General features: G+C 71.3%; 19 protein-coding genes and 1 pseudogene. 7 read left to right on the plus strand and 13 right to left on the minus strand.

Annotated features, from left to right (window positions below):
• Positions 1 to 20: 20 nt before the first annotated feature.
• The 5 genes from ACOQFR_RS05455 to lexA all read right to left on the minus strand — a co-directional run bounded on the left by ACOQFR_RS05455 (position 21) and on the right by lexA (position 7,199).
• Positions 21 to 1,184 carry a zinc-dependent alcohol dehydrogenase gene (locus tag ACOQFR_RS05455; RefSeq protein WP_421379388.1) on the minus strand — a complete coding sequence of 388 codons (1,164 nt, stop codon included), beginning with the start codon at positions 1,182 to 1,184 and terminating at the stop codon, positions 21 to 23.
• Positions 1,185 to 1,382: 198 nt separating this feature from the next.
• Complete coding sequence (locus tag ACOQFR_RS05460; protein WP_421379390.1) at positions 1,383 to 4,529, minus strand: error-prone DNA polymerase; 3,147 nt, start codon at positions 4,527 to 4,529, stop codon at positions 1,383 to 1,385.
• A gap of 2 nt (positions 4,530 to 4,531) precedes the next feature.
• Positions 4,532 to 5,956, minus strand: a complete 1,425-nt coding sequence (locus tag ACOQFR_RS05465; RefSeq protein ID WP_421379392.1) for a Y-family DNA polymerase — start codon at positions 5,954 to 5,956, stop codon at positions 4,532 to 4,534.
• Positions 5,957 to 5,965: 9 nt separating this feature from the next.
• Positions 5,966 to 6,580: a translesion DNA synthesis-associated protein ImuA gene (imuA, locus tag ACOQFR_RS05470; RefSeq protein WP_421379394.1), complete on the minus strand. Its 615-nt coding sequence runs from the start codon at positions 6,578 to 6,580 to the stop codon at positions 5,966 to 5,968.
• A 1-nt stretch (position 6,581) separates the two neighbouring features.
• Positions 6,582 to 7,199: a transcriptional repressor LexA gene (gene lexA, locus ACOQFR_RS05475; protein ID WP_421379396.1), complete on the minus strand. Its 618-nt coding sequence runs from the start codon at positions 7,197 to 7,199 to the stop codon at positions 6,582 to 6,584.
• Positions 7,200 to 7,445: 246 nt separating this feature from the next.
• Here lexA and ACOQFR_RS05480 point away from each other — a divergent pair, with 246 nt between their 5' ends.
• Entirely contained in the window at positions 7,446 to 7,838 is a 393-nt protein-coding gene (locus ACOQFR_RS05480; RefSeq protein WP_421379398.1) for a VOC family protein, read from the plus strand.
• 65 nt (positions 7,839 to 7,903) lie between these two features.
• Here the strand turns inward: ACOQFR_RS05480 and ACOQFR_RS05485 are convergent, their stop codons facing one another.
• Complete coding sequence (locus tag ACOQFR_RS05485; protein ID WP_421379400.1) at positions 7,904 to 8,704, minus strand: M23 family metallopeptidase; 801 nt, start codon at positions 8,702 to 8,704, stop codon at positions 7,904 to 7,906.
• 18 nt (positions 8,705 to 8,722) lie between these two features.
• Positions 8,723 to 9,691 carry a L,D-transpeptidase family protein gene (locus tag ACOQFR_RS05490; protein WP_421379402.1) on the minus strand — a complete coding sequence of 323 codons (969 nt, stop codon included), beginning with the start codon at positions 9,689 to 9,691 and terminating at the stop codon, positions 8,723 to 8,725.
• A 177-nt stretch (positions 9,692 to 9,868) separates the two neighbouring features.
• Between ACOQFR_RS05490 and ACOQFR_RS05495 the strand changes: the two genes are divergently transcribed.
• A complete protein-coding gene (locus tag ACOQFR_RS05495) occupies positions 9,869 to 10,339 on the plus strand; it encodes a DUF1456 family protein (protein WP_421379404.1) in 471 nt (156 codons plus the stop codon).
• Positions 10,340 to 10,344: 5 nt separating this feature from the next.
• Here the strand turns inward: ACOQFR_RS05495 and ACOQFR_RS05500 are convergent, their stop codons facing one another.
• Positions 10,345 to 11,502, minus strand: coding sequence for a threonine aldolase family protein (locus ACOQFR_RS05500; RefSeq protein WP_421379406.1), 1,158 nt, complete (start codon positions 11,500 to 11,502; stop codon positions 10,345 to 10,347).
• A gap of 205 nt (positions 11,503 to 11,707) precedes the next feature.
• On the opposite strand from ACOQFR_RS05500, the gene ACOQFR_RS05505 reads away from it, so the two are divergent.
• Positions 11,708 to 12,724, plus strand: coding sequence for a hypothetical protein (locus ACOQFR_RS05505; RefSeq protein WP_421379409.1), 1,017 nt, complete (start codon positions 11,708 to 11,710; stop codon positions 12,722 to 12,724).
• A gap of 36 nt (positions 12,725 to 12,760) precedes the next feature.
• Here the strand turns inward: ACOQFR_RS05505 and ACOQFR_RS05510 are convergent, their stop codons facing one another.
• Entirely contained in the window at positions 12,761 to 13,189 is a 429-nt protein-coding gene (locus ACOQFR_RS05510; protein WP_421379411.1) for a VOC family protein, read from the minus strand.
• 144 nt (positions 13,190 to 13,333) lie between these two features.
• Between ACOQFR_RS05510 and ACOQFR_RS05515 the strand changes: the two genes are divergently transcribed.
• The 3 genes from ACOQFR_RS05515 to ACOQFR_RS05525 are packed head-to-tail and all read left to right on the plus strand — an operon-like array spanning position 13,334 to position 17,528.
• Positions 13,334 to 15,751, plus strand: coding sequence for a DEAD/DEAH box helicase (locus ACOQFR_RS05515; RefSeq protein ID WP_421379412.1), 2,418 nt, complete (start codon positions 13,334 to 13,336; stop codon positions 15,749 to 15,751).
• Positions 15,748 to 16,623 (plus strand): ribonuclease H-like domain-containing protein, encoded by an 876-nt coding sequence (locus ACOQFR_RS05520; protein WP_421379414.1) that lies wholly within the window; start codon positions 15,748 to 15,750, stop codon positions 16,621 to 16,623. Before ACOQFR_RS05515 ends, ACOQFR_RS05520 begins: the two co-directional genes overlap by 4 nt.
• Positions 16,620 to 17,528 (plus strand): DUF72 domain-containing protein, encoded by a 909-nt coding sequence (locus ACOQFR_RS05525; RefSeq protein ID WP_421379416.1) that lies wholly within the window; start codon positions 16,620 to 16,622, stop codon positions 17,526 to 17,528. Before ACOQFR_RS05520 ends, ACOQFR_RS05525 begins: the two co-directional genes overlap by 4 nt.
• 6 nt (positions 17,529 to 17,534) lie before the next feature.
• Here ACOQFR_RS05525 and ACOQFR_RS05530 read toward each other — a convergent pair whose 3' ends face one another.
• Positions 17,535 to 19,139 (minus strand): sensor domain-containing diguanylate cyclase, encoded by a 1,605-nt coding sequence (locus ACOQFR_RS05530; RefSeq protein WP_421379419.1) that lies wholly within the window; start codon positions 19,137 to 19,139, stop codon positions 17,535 to 17,537.
• Between the two features lie 156 nt (positions 19,140 to 19,295).
• Here ACOQFR_RS05530 and ACOQFR_RS05535 point away from each other — a divergent pair, with 156 nt between their 5' ends.
• Complete coding sequence (locus tag ACOQFR_RS05535; protein ID WP_421379421.1) at positions 19,296 to 19,901, plus strand: DUF4142 domain-containing protein; 606 nt, start codon at positions 19,296 to 19,298, stop codon at positions 19,899 to 19,901.
• 80 nt (positions 19,902 to 19,981) lie between these two features.
• Here the strand turns inward: ACOQFR_RS05535 and ACOQFR_RS05540 are convergent, their stop codons facing one another.
• The 3 genes and pseudogenes from ACOQFR_RS05540 to ACOQFR_RS05550 all read right to left on the minus strand — a co-directional run bounded on the left by ACOQFR_RS05540 (position 19,982) and on the right by ACOQFR_RS05550 (position 23,626).
• The gene (locus tag ACOQFR_RS05540) at positions 19,982 to 20,419 is read right to left on the minus strand and encodes an OsmC family protein (RefSeq protein WP_421379423.1); all 438 of its coding nucleotides are present in this window, start codon (positions 20,417 to 20,419) and stop codon (positions 19,982 to 19,984) included.
• Positions 20,420 to 20,499: 80 nt separating this feature from the next.
• Positions 20,500 to 21,168, minus strand: a complete 669-nt coding sequence (pdeM, locus tag ACOQFR_RS05545; RefSeq protein WP_421379425.1) for a ligase-associated DNA damage response endonuclease PdeM — start codon at positions 21,166 to 21,168, stop codon at positions 20,500 to 20,502.
• Positions 21,155 to 23,626: pseudogene (locus tag ACOQFR_RS05550) on the minus strand (ligase-associated DNA damage response DEXH box helicase). Before ACOQFR_RS05550 ends, pdeM begins: the two are co-directional and overlap by 14 nt.

Consider the following 23,626-nt stretch of genomic DNA (forward strand, 5'->3'; position numbering starts at 1 on the left):
CCAGGCCGGGGCGTTTTCGTTCAGGGCGTCAGGATCACCTTGCGGCAGTCTTCCTTTTTCTCGTCGAAGATCTGGTAACCCGCCACCGCCTCCTCCAGGCTCATGCGATGGGTGATCAGCGCTTCGGGCTGCAGGCGGCCCTCGCCGATCATTTCCAGCAGTTCGGGCAGGTATTTCTGCACGTGGGTCTGGCCCATCCGGAAGGTGAGGCCCTTCTCGAACGCATCGCCGAACAGGAAGCCGTGGATGAAGCCGGTGTAGACACCCGGCACGCTCACGGTGCCGCCGCGGCGGGTGGCGGCGATGGCCTGGCGCAGCGAACTGCCGCTGGAGCCTTCCAGCTTGAGGTTGGTCATCACCGTTTCCAGCGAACTGCCCTTGGCCTCGAAGCCCACCGCGTCGATGGACGCATCCACGCCGCGCGACTGCGTGGCGGCGATGATTTCCCGGGCCGGATCGTCCACTTCATCGAAGTTGAAGGTGACTGCGTTGTAGGTCCGGGCGCAGTACTCGAGCCGGTAGGGGTGGTGGTCCACCATGAAGATGCGCTCCACGCCCATCGCGCGCGCGCACTCGGCCGCCATGCAGCCCACGGGGCCGGCGCCGAAGATGGCCAGGGTCGAGCCCGGCCCGACGCCGGCGTTGAGCACGGCCTGGTAGCCGGTGGGCAGGATGTCGGACAGGAACAGCACCTTCTCGTCCGACAGCGCATCCGGGATGCGGATAGGGCCGACATTGGCCTTGGGCACGCGCACGAATTCGGCCTGGCCGCCCGGGTAGGCCCCGTACAGCGCGGTGTAGCCGAACATGCCGGCGCCCGAGCGCAGGTCCTTGGCGTTGAGCAGCGCGCCCTTGCCCGGATTGGTGTTCTCGCAGGCCGCGAATTCGGTCTGGTCGCAGAAGAAGCAGTCGCCGCAGGCGATGGTGAACGGAACCACGACGCGGTCGCCGACCGAGAGTTCGGTGACGGCCTTGCCCTTGGCCTCCACGATGCCCATGAATTCGTGCCCCAAGATGTCGCCATCGCTCAGGCCGGGCACCTTGCCGCGGTAAAGGTGCAGGTCGGAACCGCAGATGGCGGTGGCGGTGACGCGAAGGATGATGTCGTCGCTTTCCAGGATCATCGGATCCGGGACGTTGTCGATGCGGACATCCTTGGGGCCGTGGTAGGTCAATGCGCGCATGGGCTGCTCCAGTGGGGGGTAGTGGGAAGGAGCAATACGCGTGCCAAGTGCGGCGCGGCACGCGCGCAAGGGCGTACAGGGCGCTGCGGCGGGCTGTGGCGGTGACGGCCGCGGCGGAGAGATGCGCGGCGGATCGGCCGGCGGCCTGCAGCCTGCACGGGCGCGTGCCTGCCTTCGTGCGCAGACGCGCTGCCGCGTTCAGTAATAGTCGTGCGACGTGACGTCCAGCGCGCCCAGCAGCGGCGTGAGGTCATGCAGCCGCCCCGCGATGAGATGGCTCACGCCGTCCACCTTTTCCCAGCGGCCGTCCACGGCCAGCAGGCTGGCGTTGGCCAGTTCGCGGCGCTGGCGTTGCGCCAGGTCCTTCCAGATCACCACGCTGACGGTGCCGTCCTCGTCCTCCAGCGTGACGAAGGTGACGCCCTTGGCCGTGCCGGGCCGCTGCCGCAGCGTGACCAGGCCGGCATGGCGGATGTGGGCGCCGTGCGGCAGCGTGGCCAGTTCGCGCGAGGGGCGGCAGCGCTGCGCGCGCAGCTGCCGGCGCACCAGCCGCAGCGGATGCGGACCCAGGGTGGTGCCGGTGCTGGCGTAGTCGGCCAGCACCGATTCACCGGCCGTGGGCGGCGGCAGCGCGATGCGCGCCTCGGGCGAGGCCTGCAGGCCGGCGAACAGCGGCAGGCTGGTCTCGACGCCGGCCGCGGCCCAGCGCGCGCGGTTGCGGTGGCCGGCCAGGCCGCGCAGCGCATCGGCCTCGGCCAGCAGGTCCAGGTGCCGGCGCTCGAGCCCGGCGCGGTGCGCCAGGTCGTCGAGGTGGCGGAAGGGCTCCCGCGCGCGCGCGATCATCAGGCGCTCGGCCACCGCCTGCTGGAAACCGCGCACCTGGTTCAGTCCGATGCGGATCGCGGGCTGCGATCCGGCGGAGCTGTCTTCCAGGCTGCAGTCCCAGTCGCTGTAGCGCACGTCCGCGGGCCGCACCTGGATGCCGTGGCGGCGCGCATCCTGCAGCAGCTGGTCGGGCGTGTAGAAGCCCATGTGCGTGGGCGTGTTGACCAGGGCGCAGGCGAAGGCCGCCGGCTCGTGGCACTTGAGCCAGCTGCTGACGTAGGCCACCAGCGCATAGCTGGCCGCGTGCGATTCGGGGAAACCATAGCTGCCGAAGCCTTTCACCTGCTCGAAGATGCGCTCGGCGAACTCGTCGGCATACCCGCGCTGGCGCATGCCGGCCAGCAGCCGGTCGCGGTGCGGCTCCAGGCCGCCGTGGCGTTTCCAGGCGGCCATCGAGCGGCGCAGCTGGTCGGCTTCGCCGGGCGTGTAGCCGGCGGCGACGATCGCGATCTGCATCACCTGTTCCTGGAACAGCGGGATGCCCAGCGTGCGGCTGAGCACTTTCTCCAGTGCGGGCGAGGGATACATCACCGCTTCGCGGCCCATGCGCCGCTGCAGGTAGGGATGCACCATCCTGCCCTCGATCGGGCCGGGCCGCACGATCGCCACCTGCACCACCAGGTCGTAGTAGCAGGCGGGCTTGAGCCGCGGCAGCATCGCCATCTGCGCGCGGCTTTCGATCTGGAAGGTGCCGATGGTGTCGGCGCGCTGGATCATCGCGTACACCTTCGGGTCCTCGGCCGGGATGTCCTGCAGGCGCAGGTCGCGGCGGCCGCTGTCGCGCAGCAGCTGCAGGCAGCGCGCGATGGCGCCCAGCATGCCGATGCCCAGCACGTCCACCTTCATCAGGCCCAGCGTGTCCAGGTCGTCCTTGTCCCACTGGATGACGGTGCGGTCGGGCATCGCGGCGTTTTCCACCGGCACCAGGGTGTGCAGGGGCGCGTCGCTGATCACGAAGCCGCCCGGGTGCTGCGACAGGTGCCGCGGGAAATCCAGCAGCTGCGCGGTGAGCGCCATCACCCGGCGCAGCGCCGGGTTGTCGGGATCGAAGCCGGCCTCGCGCAGGCGGTCGGCCGCGGGCAGCGCGTCGTCCCAGCGGCCCAGGGTGCGCGCCAGCCGGTCCACCTGGTCGGGCGCCAGGCCCAGGGCCTTGGCCACGTCGCGGAGGGTGCTGCGGCCGGAATAGGTGGTGGCGATGGCGGTCAGCGCGGCGCGTTCGCGGCCGTAGCGGCGGTAGACGTACTGGATCACTTCCTCGCGGCGGGTGGAGTCGAAGTCCACGTCGATGTCGGGTGGCTCGCGGCGCTCGCGCGAGATGAAGCGCTCCATCAGCATGCCGATGCGCGAGGGATCGACCTCGGTGATGCCCAGCGCGTAGCACACCACCGAATTGGCGGCCGAGCCGCGGCCCTGGCAGACGATGCCCTCGCTGCGCGCGAAGCGCACGATGTCGTACACGGTGAGGAAGTAGGACTCGTAGCCCAGGTCGGCGATCAGGGCCAGTTCGCTTTCGATCTTGGCCAGGGCTTCGGGTGGCGTGCCGCCGGGCCAGCGCCAGCGGGCGCCGTCCAGGGCCAGTTCGCGCAGCCAGCCGGTGGGCGTTTGGCCTTCGGGCACCACTTCGCGCGGGTATTCGTACTTGAGCTGGTCCAGGGTGAAGCGGCATCGCGCGGCCACCGCCAGGGTTTCGGCCAGCAGCTCCGGCGGGTAGGCCTGGGCCAGCAGCTCGCGCCGGCGCAGGTGGCGTTCGCCGTTGGGGAACAGGCGGTCGCCGGCCTCGCGCACCGTGGTGCGGTGGCGGATGGCGGTGACGGTGTCCTGCAGCGCGCGCCGGCCGCGCGCATGCATGTGCACGTCGCCGGCGGCGACCAGGGGCAGGCCCAGCGTGGCGCCGAGCGCCTGCAGCTGCCGCAGGCGGCGGGTGTCGTCGGCACCGCGGTGCAGTTCCACCGCGATCCAGCTGCGCTGCGGGAACGTGGCTTCGACCCAGGCGCCGTGCGCGGCCACCGGTTCGTCGCCGGGTACCCACAGCGCCAGCAGGCCGCTGGTGTCGCCGGCCAGGTCGGCCTGCGTAAGACGATAGCTGCCCTTGGCGACGCGGCGGCGGCCGAGCGTGATCCAGCGGCACAGGGTCTGGTAGCCGGGCAGGCTCTGCGCCAGCAGCACCAGCTTCGGGCCTTGGGCCAGCTGCAGTTCGCTGCCGACGATCAGGGGCAGGCCGGTTTTTCGCGAGGCCTCGAAGGCCCGCACGATGCCGGCCATCGAAGCCTCGTCCGTGATCGCCAGCGCGCCATACCCCAAGGCCTTGGCCCGCTCGAACAACTCCCGCGCCGAACTCGCCCCCCGCAAGAAACTGAAATTCGACAAACAATGCAGCTCCACGTACTCCGGGGTCAGAGTACGTTTATCCAACGGCTTGTCCGCCGTTGGATAAACGTACTCTGACCCCGGAGTTGCCATGATCAGGCGAACCAGCCGTGGAGCATGTAGGGGCCGTGCTCGCCGGCGGCGCAGTAGGCCCAGGCGCGCTGGCCCTGCGCGGTCTCGACCACGTAGTAGTCGCGCTGCACGTCGCCGCCATCCCACCAGCCCGACTCGATGCGCTCCGGCCCGGCCAGCAGGCGCAGTGGCCGGCCATGCAGCGGCACCGGGCGCGGCAGCAGCCAGGTGGGCCGCGGCGCAGGCGGCGCGTGCGCGGGCGCGGATGGCGGCGCGATGCCGTCGCGGCGTTTCCAGCTGCGTTCGGGGCGATGGTCGGCCACCGCCTCCAGGCCATAGACCGCGTCGTTGCCCAGGCGCGCGCGCAGACGTTCGCGCAGCGAGGGCCAGTCCACCGACTGCTGCGGCCGCGCCTCGAACAGTTCGCGCGCCGCCGGCACGAACGGCGGCAGCTCGCGCGCCAGCAGCCGCAGCGTGCGCACCGGCGCCGGCACCGCCACGCGCTCGAGCCGTCCGCGCGCCAGTTCGAACAACATCGCCGGCTGCCGCTCCGGCGCCAGCAGGCCCACCACAACCTCGGTGTCTTCGCGGTCCTCGTGGCCCAGCCGCAGCACGAAGCGCGACACGCCGCCGTCGCGCCCGGCCAGGTAGGCCGCCAGGTCGGCGGTGAGCCGACGCAGCGGGAACAGCAGCGCCAGCGAACTCTCGACGTCGTAGTTGAGCTCGATCTTTTCATCGAACGCATCCGGCGGGCGGTACAGCGCCAGGGTTTCCGGCGCGTGGCCCAGCAGCTGGTCCAGGTGCGACAACAGCGCGGGGCCGTGGCGCTGTCCCAGCGACGCGCGCGGCAGCGCCAGCACCTGGCCCAGGCGGCGCACGGCCATGCGTTCGAACGCGGCGGCCGCCTTGCCCGGCAGCCGCGCCTGCGCCACCGGCACCGACGACAGCGCCGCGTGCATCACCCCCGGCGTGGTCACGGCCAGGCCATCCTGGTGCCGGGCCAGCACCGCGGCGGCCGCGGCGGTGGGCGCCATCGCGATGCGGTGGCGGAAGCCGAGCGCGCGCAGGTCGTCGCGCAGCCGCGCCTCGAAGGCGGGCCAGGGGCCGAACAGGCCCAGGCTGCCCTCGACTTCCAGCACCAGCGCGCCGGGCAGGTCCAGGCTTACCTGCGAGCTGTAGCGATAAGCCCAGGCCGCGAGGAAATCGCGGGTGCGCGCGACCCGGGCCGGATCGTCATCGATCACCTGCAGTGCGCCGCACAGGGCTTCGGCCGCCGCCACCGACTGGCCGCGATGCAGGCCCTGCGCCGCGGCCGCCGCGTTCACCGCCGACAGCACGCGCCGCTGCAGCGGGCCGGTCACCAGGGCCAGCGGCTGATCAGGCGCGGGATGGCGCCGAAGGACGGTGTCCAGCGCCAGGTGCGGCAGCAGTACGCAGGCCCAGAGCATGGCGCGTCGTCAATGCAGCGGGGGCGCGAACGGCAGCGGCTGGCTGCGCACCAGGCCACCGCGGCTCTTGAGCACGCGCAGCTGGCCGGCTTCCACCTGCAGCCGCAGTGCGGCCGGCGAGGCATTGACCGCGGCGCGCGCATCGCGGAATGCGAACACCAGCGCCTGGCCGCTTTCGGCCGCCACCTGCAGCCGGCGCAGCGCGCGGTCGTCGGCCTTGTGCGGCCAGCACAGCACGGCCGACAGGCAGCCGGCGCGCAGGCATTGCTCGGTGGCCCACAGGGCCTGGCGAGGTTCGGCGGCGACCAAGTGCACGCGGTCGAAGGCCACGCCTGCCGCCTGCCACGCGCGCGGATGCGGCAGGTAGGGCGGCGCCACCAGCGCGATCTCGCGGCCGGCGCGGGTGTGGCGGGCCAGCGTGGGCAGCACCAGGCGCAGTTCGCCCAGGCCGTCGGCGGCCTGCAGGATCTCCACCAGCGCGGCCTCGGGCCAGCCGCCGGCCGGCAGCGCGGCGTCGAGCGCGGCGTGGCCGCTGGGCTCGTTGCCGGCGGGACGCGGGGTCGGCTGGCCGCGCCAGAGCCGGCGGTCGGCCAGCAGCGTGTCGAGGGAAACCACCGCGCCCATGTCAGCCCCGGCGCACCAGGCCGCAGTACAGGCCTTCGATGGCGAAGTCGGCGTCGGGCGGCACTTCGATCGGCGCGTAGTCGGGATTGCGCGGCAGCAGCAGGATCTTTTCGCGGCGGCGCTGCAGGCGCTTGACGGTGATCTCGCCGTCGATGCGGGCGACCACGATCTGGCCGTTCTCGGCCACGGCGGTGCGCTGCACGGCGATCAGGTCGCCGTCGAGGATGCCGTCGTCGCGCATCGAGTGGCCCTTGACCCGCAGCAGGTAGTCGGGCCGCGGGAAAAACGCCGCGCGGTCGAACAGCAGCTGGCCTTCGTGTTCGGCCGCGGCATCGATGGGCGCGCCGGCGGCGACGCGGCCCAGCACCGGCAGCGACAGGGTGTCGTCGCGGCGCGCGGCCTTCTTCGCCGCCGCGGGCAGCCGGATGCCGCGCGCCCGCCCGGGCAGCAGCACCAGCGCGCCCTTGGCCTCGAGCAGGCGCAGGTGCTTGTGCGCGGCGCTGTCCTGGATGCCGAAGGCGCGCGCGATCTCGGCCACCGACGGCGCATCGCCCGCCCGCACCCGCTCGGCGATGAAGTCGTACAGGGCCTGCTGGCGGGCGGTGAGGTCGGCGCTCATGGGTGAATATTTATACACCTTTCCCCTCCCCTGTCACCCTCCCTTCAAATTCAACCCCTTACCCGTCTCATCCCACGAGAAAACATACCCGGTATATTTTCATTGACGATGAGACAGGGGGCGGGATGGGGACGAAGGGCGCCTCGGTCAGGTTCACCGGTCCCGGTGAGCTCCCGGACAAACGCAATGCGCTCGAAGCCATCCTGCGCCAATGGATCCCCCACGCCTGAAGCCCACTGACCCGCCATGAAACTCGGCTACACCATCATCTACGTGCCCGACGTCGCCGCATCGCTGCGCTTCTTCACCGACGCCTTCGGCCTGCCGCAGAAGTTCCTGCACGAATCGGGCCTGTACGGCGAACTCGACACCGGCCAGACCACGCTCTCCTTCGCCGCGCACGCGATGGGCGAGGCCAACTTCCCCGGCGGCCACGTGCACGCCAGCGACTCGGCGCGGCCGCTGGGGATGGAGATCGGCTTGGTCACGGACGACGTGCCGGCGGCGCACGAGCGCGCGATCGCCCACGGCGCCACGTCACTCGCCGCGCCCGCCACCAAGCCCTGGGGCCAGGTGGTGGCCTACGTGCGCGCGCCCGACGGCAGCCTGGTCGAGCTGTGCACCCCGATCGGGGCGTGATCCCGCGCCGCACACTTCAGTCGCGCTCCGGCTGCGCGCAGGCACGGCCCGGCACGCGGTAAAACTCAGGGCGCGGTCAGCAGCGGATACGGATTGATCGCCATGCCCTGCCACCAGTTCTTTTCCGGCCCCAGCACGAACACCGCGAAATGCAGGTGCGGCGCGGCCGGGTCCGCGTTGCCGGTGTGGCCGACGTAGCCGATCACCTGGCCCTGCTTCACGTCCTGGCCCTCGGCCAGTCCGTCGGCGCGGCCCTGCAGGTGCGCGTAGTAGTAGGCGTACTCGCCGTCCACGTCGAACTGGTAGATGGTCACGCCGCCGCGCACGCTGTCGAAGAACTTGACGAGGCGCCCGTCCTCGACCGCCAGCACCGGCGTGCCGGCCGGCGCCATGATGTCGATGGCGTCGTGCCGCCGTCCTTCGCTACGCGCGTCGTTGAAGGTGTCGGCCAGCTGCGTGGCGGCGACGCCCCCCACCGGCAGCAACAGCCGCGGCGTGCGGGTCGGCAGCGGCAGGACCGGCGGTTCGGGTTCGGGCGCGGCAGGCGCGGTGTCGGGTACGTCGGTGCCCGGCGCGATCTCACTGACGGGCGCAGGCGGCACGGCGGCAGCGTCTGAGGGTGGCGTCGGGACCTCCTCCGACGTCGAGATTCCATCCGCCCACACAACATCGGCCGGCGCCGGGTCCTCGCGCACTGCCGGGGCGCCCACCGGCGCGGGATCCTCCGCCCCCGCCGCCACGCTCGCCGGCAGCAGCCGCAGCGGCTCCGGCACGCGCGCCGCCGGCACCGCCCCCTCGCCCAGCAGGAACCACAGCCCTGCGGCTCCCACCAGCAGCCCCGCCATGAACATCGCCACCGATTTCATGCGTGCACGCTCCGTCGGTTATTCGCGCATCAGTACCGGCATGCCGGCCTTCACCGCTTCCGACAGCAGCAGCGCCGTCCAGTTGGTGACGCGGATGCAGCCGTGCGATTCACCCTTGCCCACGCGCGAAGGCTCGGGCGTGCCGTGGATGCCGTAGTGCTCCTTGGACAGGTCGATCCAGACGCGTCCCACCGGATTGTTCGGGCCCGCCGCCAGTTTCGCCTTCGCATGCTCGGGATTCGCATCCCAGAACAGGTCGGGGTTGTAACTGAAGGTCGGATCTACCGCCACGCCGGTCACCTTCCACTCGCCCAGCGGCAGCGGGTCGTGCTCGCTGCCGGTCGAGGCGGGGAACTGCGCGATCACCTTGCCGTCGGCCGCGGCCAGCAGCACCGTGCCCTCGGACTTGTCGACGATCACCTGCGTCGCGGCGGCGGGCGCCGGCGCATCGGCCACGTTGGGCACGCGGATCACGGTGCCGGCCACGTCCAGCGGCTTGCCCTCGTTGAGCGAGCGCAGCAGGGCGGGGCTGGCGTGGAAACGTTCGCCCAGGCCTTCCTCGACGCTGGTGTAGCCCAGCGCATCGAGCTTGGCCTTTTCCATCATGTCGGTCGGCAGCGCTTCGAACGGACCCGCCACGTCTTCGCCCTGCACGGTGTAGTCCACCAGGGTGGCCACGGCCTCACGCTCGAGTTCGGCCCAGGTGGCCGGGCCCAGCTCGCCGTCCTCGGGCAGCCCGCGGCTGCGCTGGAAGCCGATCAGGGCGGTGCGAAGGTTGCTGCCCGATTCACCGTCGATCTCGCCGGGCGAGAAATGCGCGCGGTCCAGCAGCACTTGGGCACGCAGCACGCTGCGCGCTTCTTCCGCAGGCGCCGCAGCCGCGGACACGGGGGCATCCTGCGCCGGCACCGGATTGGCATGTACGGCCGCCAGGGGAACCAGCGCGAAGGCCAGGGCGAGCGCGAGTCGGGACGTGCGGACAATCATGGGTGCGTGGCCTGCAGGGAAGATGCCGCGACTATGGCCGTGCCTTGCTGAACGACACGTACGCAATCCCCGCCTCCGGCTGAACCCTTGCCACGTAGACGCCGCACCGCTTGCGATCCGCATGCCTGCGAGCACGCCGGACCGGCATACTGCACGCCCTGGCCACCGGACCCGGCGATGATCAACAACGACGTACTGCGCAGCATCCGCTTCATGCTCGACCTGGGCGAACCCCGGATCATCGAGATCACCCGCCTGGCCGATCCCGCGTTCGAGCTCGAGCGCGCGGACCTGCAGGCCTACCTGAAGAAGGAAGGCGAGGACGGCTTCGTCGAATGCCCGCCCGCGGTGCTGGCGCATTTCCTCGATGGCCTGGTGGTCGAGTACCGCGGGCCCAGCGACAGCGCCACGCCGCGCCCGGTCGAGAAGCGCATCACCAACAACCTGGTGCTCAAGAAGCTGCGCGTGGCCTTCGAGATGAAGGACGTGGACATGCACCAGGTGTTCGCCGAGGCGGGCTTCCCGATTTCCAAGCCCGAGCTGTCGGCCCTGTTCCGCCAGCCCGGGCACAAGAACTACCGCGCCTGCGGCGACCAGCTGCTGCGCAATTTCCTCAAGGGCCTGACGCTGCGCTTCCGTCCGGCCTGAGCCGCTCAGGCCGAGGCCGCGTCCAGCAGCTTGCGCGCCACCAGCGCGGGCGGCGAGCGCAGCAGCGACAGGTTCACCTGCATCGCCATTTCGTCGGCCCCGGCCGGCGCGCCCGGCAGCAGCACGCTGCGCGCCTGCGCCGCGGCGACGAAGGCCGGCAGCGCCACGCCCTGCACGCGCAGGTAGAAGCGGCTGGTGCCGTTGGCGATGCGACGCATGCTGAAGCGCGCATCGGCCGACAGCAGCGCGATCACCTGCTCCGCCGCCTGCCATGCGCGCGCATAGTCCGCCTCGAAGCCCGCCACCGAGGCTTCGGCCAGCGCCATCAGCGGCCAGGCATGCGGCAGCCCGCCGCCGAACAGGCGTCGCTGGTGGTAAAGCCCGTCGATGACCTCGGCCTCGCCCGCCAGGATCGCGCCCGAGGCACCGTCGAAATGTTTCCAGGTGGACACGTACACCGTGTCGAACAGCGCCGCGTATTCACGCACCGAGTGGCCGCTGTGCAGCGGCAGGCTGAACAGCCGCGCCCCGTCCAGATGCAGGCGGATGCCCTGCCCGCGCGCGTAGGCACACAGCGCCTGCAGTTCGGCGTAGGGAACGAAGGCATGGTCGCGGCGCCGTACCGGGCTTTCGATCGACAGCACGCCCACGCGGTTGGGCACGCGGCCGCCGGCGGAGCGTTCGACCCAGGACCGCACTTCGTCCAGCGCCATGCCGGTCCCGCCCAGGCCCAGCGGCACCAGGCTCAGGCCGCTGAGCAGTCCGGCGCCGTCGCCGCTGTCGTTGTAGAGATGGCTTTCGGCCTGCACCAGCACGCGCCGGTCGGCGCCGGCGAGCGTGCGCACCGCCAGGTGGTTGGCCAGCGTGCCGGTGGGCACGAACATCGCGGCTGGCTTGCCGAGCGCGTCGGCGAAGGTTTTCTCAAGCGCCTGCACCGCGCCGCCCAGCGAATAATTGTCGGCCTGCAGCGCGCCGGTGGCGGCCAGGGCCTGCAGGCGCTGCGCATATTCGGCCGGCGTGTAGTCCACCCCGTCGGAGTAGAAGTTCACCGTCTGGAACAGGGCCGGATCCTCGCCCGGCGCGACCTTGGCGACGCCCGGCTGCGCCAGCGCGGGTGACACGGCAGCCAGTCCACCGGCCGCCAGGAAACGTCGACGATCCATCACTGATTCCCCGAGGCCTGGCCGGCGCCGTTTGCGCCCAGTCGCCAGCATACGGTCCATGCCGATGGCCCGCCAACGCATCGGCATGCCCGCTCCGGACATCACGGCTTGCAGCCGCGGCATCACGCGGCGTGTCCTGACCGGTCGCGCGCGCCGGCTGCGTGACAGCAGGCAGGGCCCATTCCGGGTCCGCACAGGGGGAACCATGATCACTCGCCTTCCGCCACGCGGCCTGGCCCTGGGCATCGGCCTCGCGCTGATGGGTGCGGGCTGCGCCTCGGTCACGTCGCAGCGCCTGGACACGGCTTCGGCCGGGACCCGCGGCCTCACCTACTTCATGCCGATGCATCCGCTGGTGCTCAAGCTCACCGTGGACAAGGACGGCAAGCGCACCGTGGACATCGAGGTGCTCGACGCGATTCCGGATACGCGCCATCGCTACCTGCTCAACTACTCGCGCAGCCAGGCGGCCAAGAACACGCTGGAGATCGCGATCAACAGCGAAGGCCTGCTGACCGGCGCGTCCAAGGGCAAGAGCGTGCCGGCGGTGGTGGAGATCGGCAAGGAGCTGGCGGAAGTGGCGGGCACCGTCGGCCAGGAGCCCTTGTTCGAAATCCTGAATACGCCGGGCAACCCCTGCGCCAAGGAAGGCGTGTACCGCTGGACGCTGCTGCCCCGCCAGGAATCGGGCTATGCCGCCTGCGGACTGGAAGTGACGATGCGCACCCCGGGCAGCGGGCAGCCGGGCGCGGCCGCGCCCGCATCCAACTACGGCGCGCCAACCGGCCTCAGCTTCGGCCTCTACTACCGCCAGCGCATGCCGATGGAAGTGGCCGTGACCTCGGCCGGCCAGACCCGATACTTCTTCCCCTCGGTGGCCAGCGAGGCCTCGCCGATCAGCTTCCTGCCGATCCCGCGCAGCTTCTTCTCGGAAGTGGACTGGGGCATCACCTTCGACAAGGGCTCGCCCACGCTCTACAAGGTCGAGGCCTCGGGCGAGATCCAGGGCCTGCTGACCCTGCCCACCGAAGTCATCGCCGCGTATTCCACCGCGCTCACCGCAGGCCTCAACCGCCGCAAGGGCGAGGACGACGCGCGTCTGCAGTACCTCAACAAGGTGCAGGAACTGGCCATCGCCCAGGCCCGCGCCGCGCGCTGCGAGGCGGCCGTGGCGACCAGCGACGACGTGACGGTCATCCGCACCGCCTGCGGCACGCAGTGAGCCCCGCCTTGGGGCCAGGGATGGCCCGCGTTCCGGTCAGAACGTGACCTTCACCGCGTCGGCACTGCGCGTGGCCTCGCCGTGGTGCACCGCTTCGATGTTGTTGCCGTCGGGATCGATCACGAAGGCGGCGTAATACCCCGGATGGTAGGCGCGGACGCCGGGACCGCCGTTGTCGCGGCCGCCGTGGGCCAGCGCCGCCGCGTGGACGGCATCCACCATGGCGCGGTCGCGCGCCTGGAAGGCCAGGTGGTGGCGACCGGTGAGGCTGCCCTGGGCGGCCTCACTGCCGACCGTGGACACGAACAGCTCGTCGGCCCAGAAATAGTCGTCGCCGGTACCGCCCATCGGCACGCCCAGCGTCCTGAAGATGGCTTCGTAGAAGGCCTGGCTGGCCGCCAGGTCGCGCACTACCAACTGGATGTGGTCGATCAGGCGTCCCCGGTAGAGCTCCTGCGTTTCCATCGGCATTCTCCTCGGCTGCGGATTCGGTAAACATAGGCATTGTTGCGCGGCGATCCGCCGGCAAGCTGAGCATCGGCTGACCCGGTCTCACGTGGTGAGACGCGGCTGCGCTCTGCTGGCGTCCCCAGCCCGGCGCCGATCCCCATGCCTGCCTCGACCCAGCTCGCCCCGCACCGCCACGCCACCGGGCTGCTGCCGGTGCCGGAAAAAACCTCGCAGGCACTCACCGCGCGCCTGGGCCGCAAGTACGCCGACCGCATCACCGGCATGATCCACCTGCCCGGTCGCGAGGGCGCCTACGCGCCCTTCCCGGAGGACCTGCCCGAAGCCCTGGCCGCGGCCCTGCGCCGGCGCGGCATCACCCGGCTCTACAGCCACCAGGCCGAGGCCTGGGCCGCCAGCCAGCGCGGTGAGCACACCGTGGTGGTCACGCCCACCGCCTCGGGCAAGACGCTGTGCTACACGCTGCCGGTGGTGGCCGCCGCGATGCGCAGGCAGGCCAAGGCCCTGTACCTGTTCCCCACCAAGGCGCTGGCGCAGGACCAGGTGGCCGAGCTGCTCGAGCTCAACGCCGCCGGCGACCTGGGCCTGAAGGCCTTCACCTTCGACGGCGACACGCCCGGCGATGCGCGCCAGGCCGTGCGCCTGCACGGCGACATCGTGGTGTCCAACCCCGACATGCTGCACCAGGGCATCCTGCCCCACCACACCAAGTGGGCGCAGTTCTTCGAGAACCTGCAGTATGTGGTGATCGACGAGATCCACACCTACCGCGGCGTGTTCGGTTCGCACCTGGCCAACGTGCTGCGGCGCCTGAAGCGCGTGTGCGCGTTCTACGGCGCCGACCCGAAGTTCATCCTGTGCTCGGCCACCATCGGCAACCCGAAAGACCACGCCGAAGCGGTGGTCGAGGCGCCGGTGACCGCCATCACCGAATCCGGCGCCCCCACCGGCGACAAGACCGTGCTGCTGTGGAATCCGCCGGTGGTCAACCCCGACCTGGGCCTGCGCGCCTCGGCGCGCTCGCAAAGCAACCGCATCGCGCGCCTCGCGATCAAGGCCGGACTCAAGACCCTGGTGTTCGCGCAGTCGCGCACCATGGTCGAGGTGCTCACCAAATACCTCAAGGACGTGTTCGACCACGACCCGCGCAAGCCGCCGCGCATCCGCGCCTACCGCGGCGGCTACCTGCCCACCGAACGCCGCGCGGCCGAGCGCGACATGCGCGCCGGCCGCATCGACGGCATCGTCAGCACCTCGGCGCTGGAGCTGGGCGTGGACATCGGCTCGCTGGACGTGGTCGTGCTCAATGGCTACCCCGGCTCCATCGCCGGCACCTGGCAGCGCCTGGGCCGCGCCGGCCGCCGCCAGCAGGCGGCACTGGGCGTGCTGGTGGCCAGCTCCGATCCGCTGGACCAGTACCTGGTGCGGCATCCGGAATTCTTCGAAGGCTCGCCGCCGGAACACGCGCGCCTGCACGCCGACCAGCCGCTGATCCTGCTCGACCACATCCGCTGCGCCGCCTTCGAGCTGCCCTTCCTGCGCGGCGAAACCTTCGGCCCCGTGGACGCCACGCCCTACCTGGAGCTGCTGGCCGAAACCGACGTGCTGCACTGCGAGGGCGAGCGCTGGGAATGGATCGCCGACAGCTACCCGGCCAACGCGGTGGGCCTGCGCTCGGTGGCCGACGGCAACTTCGTGGTGGTGGACCGCAGCGAGGGCAAGCAGGTCATCATCGCCGAGGTGGACTACAGCGCGGCCGCGCTCACCCTGTACGAAGGCGCCATCCACATGGTGCAGTCGGTGCCCTACCAGGTCGAGCGCCTGGACTGGGAAGGCCGCAAGGCCTTCGTCACCCGCACCCATGTGGACTACTACACCGACGCCATCGACTACACGCGGCTCAAGGTGCTCGAGCGCTTCGACGGTGCCAATGCGGCCGCCGGCAGCTGCCACCACGGCGAGGTGCACGTGGTGCGGCGGGTGTCGGGCTACAAGAAGATTCGTTACTACACCCACGAAAACATCGGCTACGGGCCGGTCACGCTGCCCGACCAGGAACTGCACACCACCGCGGTCTGGTGGCAGCTGCCGGCGGCGGTGCTGGAGGCGGAATTCCCGTCGCGGCAGGACGCGCTGGACGGCTTCCTCGGCGCCGCCTACGCCCTGCACATCGTCGCCAGCGTGTCGGTGATGGCCGAGGCGCGCGACCTGCAGAAGGCGGTGGGCAGCGGCGACGGCGCCTGGTTCGCCTCCAGCGACGGCCGCGGCCGCGGCCAGCTGCGCGGCATCGACGGCAAGCCGATGGACGCGGGCACGCCGGACCGCTTCGTGCCCACCGTGTATCTCTACGACGCCTACCCTGGCGGCATCGGCCTGAGCGAACCGCTGTTCCATCGCCGCGCCGACCTGCTGCAGCGCGCGCGCCAGCTGCTGGCCGCCTGCGATTGCCCGGCCGGCTGCCCGGCCTGTGTCGGTCCGGTGCTGGCTTCCGACGAAACCTCGGTGGCACCGCCCAAGCAGTTGGCCGCACGCGTGCTGGCCCTGCTCGACGCGGCATGAGCACCACGCTCGAGCAGCTGCGGCGCCTGCGCCGGGACGCGGGCGTCGCGGATACGACACCGGTGCTGGCGCCGCCGCCGGCTGCTCCCCTGCGGCCGCGCAGCGAAGTGCCCGAACACATCCGCCGCCTGCTCGGCATCCGCGCCAAAGCCACGGCGCCGCGGCTCGCCGCACCCGTGCCCGTGGTCGCGACCGATCGCCGCATGCCGGGCGTCGCCATCGCCGACGGCCTGTACTACAGCGAACACCACCAGCCCTGGCCGGACGTGCCCGAACGCGTGGACGCCCGCTTCGCCCGGCTCGACCTGCTGGCCCGTGAACACCTGGTCTTCTTCGACACCGAAACCACCGGCCTGGCCGGCGGCACCGGCACGCGCGCCTTCATGATCGGTGCGGCCGACTGGCACGCGGGCGGGCTGCGCCTGCGCCAGCTGACGATGGCGACCATGGCCGCCGAGACCGCCATGCTGGGCCTGTTCGCCTCGTGGCTTTCACCGCAGTCCGTGCTCGTGAGCTACAACGGCAAGTGCTACGACGCGCCCCTGCTCAACACGCGTTACCGGCTGGCGCGCCTGGCCAGCCCGCTGCCCGGCCTGGTCCACCTGGACCTGCTGCACCCCAGCCGCCGCCGCTGGAAAGGCCGATGGGAGAACTGCCGCCTCGGCACCCTCGAGCGCCAGGTGCTGGGCATCGTGCGCGAGGACGACCTGCCCGGCGCCGAGGCGCCCCGCGCCTGGCTCGACTACCTGCGCGGCGGCTGCGCCCGCAACCTGCGCCGCGTGGCCGAACACAACGCCCAGGACCTGCGCAGCCTGGCCGCGCTGTGCCTGCACCACGCCCGCCTGTCGGACGGCGCTATGCTGGGGCCATGAGCCCGCGACCGATCCGCGTCGGCACCGCCAGCTGGACCGATCCCAGCCTGATCGACAGCCGCAAGTTCTACCCGCCGGGCTGCACCTCGGCCGAAGGCCGCCTGCGCTACTACGCCGACCGGTTCGACCTGGTCGAGGTGGACAGCAGCTACTACGCCCTGCCCTCGGCCCGCAACGCGCACGCCTGGGTCGAGCGCACGCCCGACGACTTCGCCTTCAACCTCAAGGCCTTCCGTCTCTTCACCGGCCACCAGACGCCGGCCAAGGCGCTGCCGCGCGACGTGCAGCAGGCGCTGGCCACGCACTTCGCGGCGAAGAAGAACCTGTACTACAAGGACACGCCGGCCGAGATCCGCGACCTGCTGTGGCATCGCTTCGAAACCGCGGTGCGGCCGCTGCGCGAGGCCGGCAAGCTGCGCGCGCTGCACTTCCAGTTCGCGCCCTGGGTGACCCGCAGCGCGCGCGCCAAGGACCACATCCTGGAATGCGCGCAGCGACTGCCCGGCTACCACCTGGCGATCGAATTCCGGCACCGCAGCTGGTTTGCGGGCGACGCCGCCGACGACACCCTGGCCTTCGAGCGTGCGCACGACCTGAGCCACGTGGTGGTGGACGAGCCGCAGGGCTTCGAGAATTCGATCCCCACGGTGTGGGCGGTCACGTCCGACAAGCTGGCCCTGCTGCGCCTGCACGGCCGCAACCACGCCACCTGGAACATCGGCGGCGAGGCGGCCTCCGACCGCTTCAACTACGACTACAGCGATGCCGAGCTGGCCGAGCTGTCGGTGCCGCTGCGCCGCATCGCCCGCGAACTGGGCGGCGAAACCCACGCCATCTTCAACAACAACTACGGCGACCAGGGCCAGCGCAACGCGAGCACGCTGCGCGCGCTGCTGGAAACCTAGCGGGCCTTACTCGGACGCGGCCACCGAATTGCGGCCACCGACCTTGGCGCGGTACAGCGCCTGGTCCGCGCTCTGCATCAGCCCGACGAAATCCGCGGCCTGCGGCGGCGTGCGGGTGGAGATGCCCATGCTGACCGTGACGCGGCCGCCGTCGGGGTTGCCGCCGTGGGCGATGCCCAGGGCCTCGACCCGGCGGCGCAGCGATTCGGCGATCTCCTGCGCGGTGGCCTCGTCGGTGCGCGGCAGGATCACCGCGAACTCCTCGCCGCCGTAGCGCGCCACCAGCGCGCCCTCGCGGCGCACGCCGGCGGCGATGGCGGCCGCCACCTGCTGCAGGCAGCGATCGCCGGCCACGTGGCCGTACAGGTCGTTGTAGGGCTTGAAGTGGTCGATGTCGGCCATGATCAGGCTGACCGGTTCGCCGTGGCGGGTGGCGCGGTGCCATTCGCGCTCCAGCGCCTCGTCGAAGCTGCGGCGGTTGGCCAGCAGCGTCAGGCCATCGGTGGCCGACAGCTCGCGCAGGCGATCCTCGAGCTGCTTCTGTACGGTGACGTCGCGGAACACCATCACGTGGTGCTCGACCCGGCCCTCGGCATTGCGCACCACGTCCAGGCTGGCTTCCAGCGGGAAACGGTCGCCGTCGGCGCGGCGCGCCCACAGCGTGCCTTCCCAGTGCGCGCCCGCCTGCAGCCGCGAACGCACCTGCTGCAGCGCATCCGGGTCATCGCCGAACAGCGGCGGCACCTCGCCCAGCACCGATTCGGCCACGTGCCCGGTGATGCGTTCGAAGCCGGGATTGGCGCTGCGCACGCGCAGGTCGGCGTCCAGCACCAGGATGCCTTCGCCGGTGTGGCGCACCACCACGTCGGCCAGGCGCAGGCCTTCCTGGGCCTGCTCGAGTTCGTCCAGCTTCTGCGCCAGCTGCGCGTTCAGGCCGGCCAGCCGCGCGGCGCCGCGCCGCTGCAGGTGCAGGCCCAGGGTGAACAGCAGGATCAGGGCCAGCAGCAGGCCCGAGATGGTCAGCGCGAAGGCGCGGTAGCGCGCCTGCGTCGCCAGCCAGGCATCGGCGCGCACGTCCATGCCCAGGATGGCGATGACCTTGCCGGTGCCGTCGCGCACCGGCGCGATCGCGGTGACCCAGTTTCCCCACCGGTCGGCGTAGGGCGGCTGTATCTCCGGCATGCCGGTGCGGAAGACGCGCCGCAGTTCGTCCGAGGGACCGTCGTAGGGATCGCCGGGCGCCGAGTAGTCGGCCGACTCCGGCGCTTCGGCATCGGCGAGGAACACCAGCGTGTCGCCGGCCGGGCGCATCAGGTACACGAAGCGGAAATCGGGATTGACGTCACGCGCGCGACGCAGCTCGTCGCGCACGCCGTCGAAGCCGGCGCTGCCGATGTCGGACGGGCTGCCCTGCAGCGCCGCGATGCGCGGCGATTCGAGCGTGGCCGCGGCGGTGCGGGCCAGCGACAGGATGCGCTCGCGCTCTAGCCGGTCGCCGGTGCCGGTGACGAAACCGGTGAACAGCCACGCCACGATCAGACCCAGTACGAACAGGGCCGCGCCTGTCCACAGGTGCGAGCGGTCCGGGCGGGGGGAAGCGGCTGCAGTCATCGGCGGCGGTCACGGGGCGACGGCCAAGCTTACCGCAGGCCCCTCCGCGGCTGGCACGGGTATTGCAGCATCCCTGCAGCCACATCCGCATCCCGGCCCCCGGGACGCCCCCACCGGCGCCACCCCCGTGCCGCCGATCTATCTGGAGAAGACAGCATGAAGATGTTCCCCCGCCCCACCCTGCTCGCCGCCGTGCTGGGCCTCGCGCTCGCCGGCCCGGCCGTGTCCCAGACCCCCGCCATGCAGGGCGAGGGCAAGACCATGAGCCATGGCCTGTCGGCCGTGGACCAGAAGGTCGTCAGCGAATCCCTGCATGCAGGTCGCAAGGAAGTGGAGGCCGCGCGCCTTGCAATTTCCCGGTCCGCCGACCCGGACGTGCGTGGCGTCGCCACCCAGATCGAGGCCGACCACACCGAACTGAACAATCGCCTCGCCTCCATCGGCGGCGGCGTGCGTGCGTATGACGCGCCGGCCACCAACTCGGGCGCCAACCACGTGAACCCGGAGCCGGACGCGAAGGCGCCGGGCGTGAACCCGACCGTCGCCACCGATCATGACCTGAGCATGCTCGAGGGCCTGCAGGGCCGCGACTTCGACGCCGCCTGGGTGCAGATGATGATCGACGGCCACGAGAAGTCCATCGAGCGCTTCCGCAACGGGTCCGAAGGCGGCGGTGCCGAAGTGATGGCGCTGTCCAAGGACGCGCTGGTGATCGTGCGTCGCCACCTGTCGCGCCTGGAAATGCTGCAGAAGAAGTACTGAGCAACAAGCCTGCCGGATCCAACGCCAGCAGGAAGGGCCACCTTCGGGTGGCCCTTTTTTTTGATCCGGTGCCGGTTGGATTACCCGCGCAGCGTAGCCTCGAGGGTGATTTCAGGCACCGAAGCGAGGGCCTTCGAGAGCGGGCAGTTTTTCTTGGCGCCCTCGGCGATCTCCTGGAACTTGGCCTCGTCGATGCCGGGCACGGTGGCCTCCAGCACCAGGCGGATGCGGTCGATGCGGAAACCTTCGCCTTCCTTGGCCAGGCGCACATGCGCCTTGGTGTCCACCTTCGTGGTGGCGAAGCCTTCCTTGTCGCAGGCAAAGGAGAAGGCCATGGTGAAGCAGGCCGCATGCGCCGCCGCCAGCAGCTCCTCGGGATTGGTGCCGCTGCGGTCGTCGCCGAAGCGGCTGCCGAAGCCATACGGATACGACCGCAGCGCCTCGGTGTCGGTGCTGATCTTGCCCACGCCTTCCTTGCCGCGGCCTTCCCAGTGCACGTTCGCGTTCTTCTCGCTCATGGTGTTCTCCATCGTTGGGGGGAATGTCCTTTATGCCTGCCTGCGGCTGAATACGGGCCGCCGGGCCGGGTCACGCACCGCTAAGGCCGGGGCTGGCGACCGATCGCCGCGGCCTGCACCGCCACCAGCTCGCCGTGCGCGCAGGCCCGGAAGCGATCGCCGGGCGCAGGGGCCGGCACCACGCCGCCGGTGAAGCGCGAGTAGGCCGGCAGCACCGTCATCGTCGCGCCCAGCCAGAACACCGGCCAGCGCCCCGGCAGTCCCGGCAGCGGCAGCACCGGATGCAGGTGTCCGCACAGCACATGACGCCCGTCGCTGATGGCAGGTTCGTGACGAAGCTGGAAGGGACCGTCGTCCAGCACCGGGCCCACGAGTTCGATGTCCAGTCCGGCGCCGCCCAGCGCGCGGTCGTGGTTGCCGGCCAGCACCGCCACGCGCAGCGCCGGGCGCGCCTCGCGCCAGGCCTGCCAGCGATGGCGCCAGGGCCGGTCGCCCGCGGCACCGTGCAGGAAATCGCCCAGCACCATCAGCTCGCTGGCGCCGGTGTCGGCCAGCATCGCGTCCAGGCGCGCCAGGTCATCCTCGGTGCCGCCGCGCGGCAGCGCGATGCCCGCGCTGCGGAAGGCATCGCCCTTGCCCAGGTGCAGGTCGGCAATCAGCAGCCGCTCGCGCCGCGGCCAGTACAGCGCGCAATCGGCCAGCAGCTGCATCGGCTCGCCGCCCAACGGCAAGGTTTCACTGGCCGCCATGGCGCTTCTCCAGCTGCTCGGCGACGCGGCGCACGCGGGTCTTCCAGTCTTCGGTGCTCAGGTGCCCGCGCAGCGATTCGCTCCACAGCGGGAACGCCAGCGGCGTGAACCCTTCGGGGAAATGCAGCGCGAGCTGGCGCGCGCGGCACTGGGCCAAGGCGTCCGACAGGCGCGCCACGTCCAGCTGGGCCGAGAACACCTCGCGCGTGGCCTGCGCCAGCATCACGTGGCCCGGATCATGGCGCAGCAGCACGTCGTAGATCAGGCCGCTGGACGCCTGCAGCGCGCGCATCGAGCGCGGCGCCCTGCCCGGCAGCGATGGCGGCAGCAGGCCCGACACCCGCGCCACGTCGCGGAACTGCCGGCGCGCCAGCTCGGCCAGGTTCAGCGACTCGGCCAGGTCTTCCAGCAGCCGCTCGGGCGTGAGCATGGCCTGCAGCGCCTCGGCCTCCAGCGGCACGTCGCGCGCCGGCGACAGGATGAAGCCGTAATCGTTGGCGGCGTAGCGGAAGCTGTTCGCCTCCAGGCGGCCCCAACGCAAGGCCAGCAGCGCCGCCAGGCCTTCGTTCACCACGCGGCCCGCGAAGGGATAGACGAACAGGTGCCGCCCGTCGCGCGCCTTGATGCGCTCGGCCAGCAGACGACCGGGCTGCGGCAGCGCGGACAATGAGGCCTGCAGCGCCAGCACGCGTTCCAGCGCCTTGACCTCGGGATGCGTCGCGGCTTGCGCGAACAGGCGCTCCACTTCTTCGCCCAGCTCGGACGACAGCGGCAGCCGCCCGCCCTGCCAGCGCGGCACCACGCCCTGCCCGCCCTTGGCCAGGCGCACGTGCGCCACCATGTCCTGCAGCCGGAACAGTTCCAGCAGCCGGCCCGCGAACTGGAAGCGGTCGCCCGGCCGCAGCCGGCTCACGAAACTTTCCTCCACCGAGCCCAGCCGCCCGCCGCGCAGCAGCTTGATGCTCACGTGCCCGTCGCTGGTGATGGTGCCGATCGACAGGCGGTGGCGCAGCGCCTGCTTTCGGTCCGTGACGCGGTACACGCCGTCGTCGCCGCGCACCACGCGCTGGAAATCCGGATACGCGCCCAGCGCCTGGCCGCCATGCACGATGAAGTCGAGCACCGCCTGCCACATCGTGGCGTCCAGTTGCGCGAAGGCGTGCGTGCCGCGCACTTCGTCGAACAGGGCACCCGCCTCGAAGCCACCGCCCAGGGCCAGCGTGACCGCGTGCTGGGCCAGCACGTCCAGCGACAGCCGCGGCGGCGGCCGCGATTCGATCCGGCCGCGCGCGATCGCCTCGCGTGCAGCGGCGTACTCCAGCATCTCCAGCGCATGCGACGGCACGCAGGCCACCTGCCCCGATTCGCCCGGCCGGTGCCGGGCCCGCCCCGCGCGCTGCTGCAGTCGCGCGATGCCCTTGGGGCTGCCGATCTGGATCACCTGGTCCACCGCGGGGAAATCCACCCCCAGGTCCAGGCTGGACGTGGCCACCACGCAGCGCAGGCGACCGTCGCGCAAGCCGTCTTCGGCCGCGGCGCGCAGGTCCTGTCCCAGCGAGCCGTGGTGCAGCGCCAGGGTCTCAAGCGGTTCGGGCCACACCGAGGACAGCGCCTGGTGCCACAGCTCGGCTTGCGAGCGCGTGTTGGTGAACAGCAGGCTGGTGCGGGCCGTCATCAGCCGCTCGACCACGCGCGGCAGCTGCGCCAGGCCCAGGTAGCCGGCCCAGGGCAGGCGCGCGCCCGGCGGCGGCACCAGCGTTTCCACCTTCACCGGGCGCGGCCGCGCGCCGGCGACGATGCGCGCGTCCGGTTGGTGCGGCAGCAGCACCGATCGCGCCTCGTCCAGATTGCCCAGCGTGGCCGACAGACCCCAGTGCCGCGCGCTTGGCGCCAGCGTGCGCAGCCGCGCCAGGCACAGCTGCAGCAGCACGCCGCGCTTGTTGCCCAGCAGTTCGTGCCACTCGTCCACCACCACGCTGCGCAGGGTGGCGAAGGTGGCGGCGGTGTCCGCGTAGCTCAAAAGCAACGCCAGGGATTCGGGCGTGATCACCAGCACTTCGGCCTGGCCGGCGCGCGCAAGGCGGCGGTCGCGCGCGCTGGCGTCGCCGGTGCGCAGCGCCACCTGCCAGTCGATGCCCAGGCCCTGCAGCGGCTCGCGCAGCGCACGGGTGGTGTCCAGGGCCAGCGCACGCAGCGGCGTGACCCACAGCACGCGCAGTGCCTGTGCGCGCGGCTTGCGACGACGCGGTTTCGTTCCAGTGGCCACGGTAGCCGCCTGCGGCGACGAGACCGTCTCCGCGATCGCCTCGATCAGGGGACCGCCAAAGGCCGCCAGCGTCTTGCCGCTGCCGGTGGGCGTGTGGATCAGCCCCGACTCGCCCGCGTGGTAGCGCCGTCAAGCCTCGCGCTGGAAGGCCGACGGTGTCCAGCCTTGCGCGCGGAACCAGGCCGACAGCAC

The sequence above is a fragment of the Arenimonas sp. MALMAid1274 genome (genome assembly GCF_049195245.1).
Lineage (GTDB): Bacteria > Pseudomonadota > Gammaproteobacteria > Xanthomonadales > Xanthomonadaceae > Arenimonas.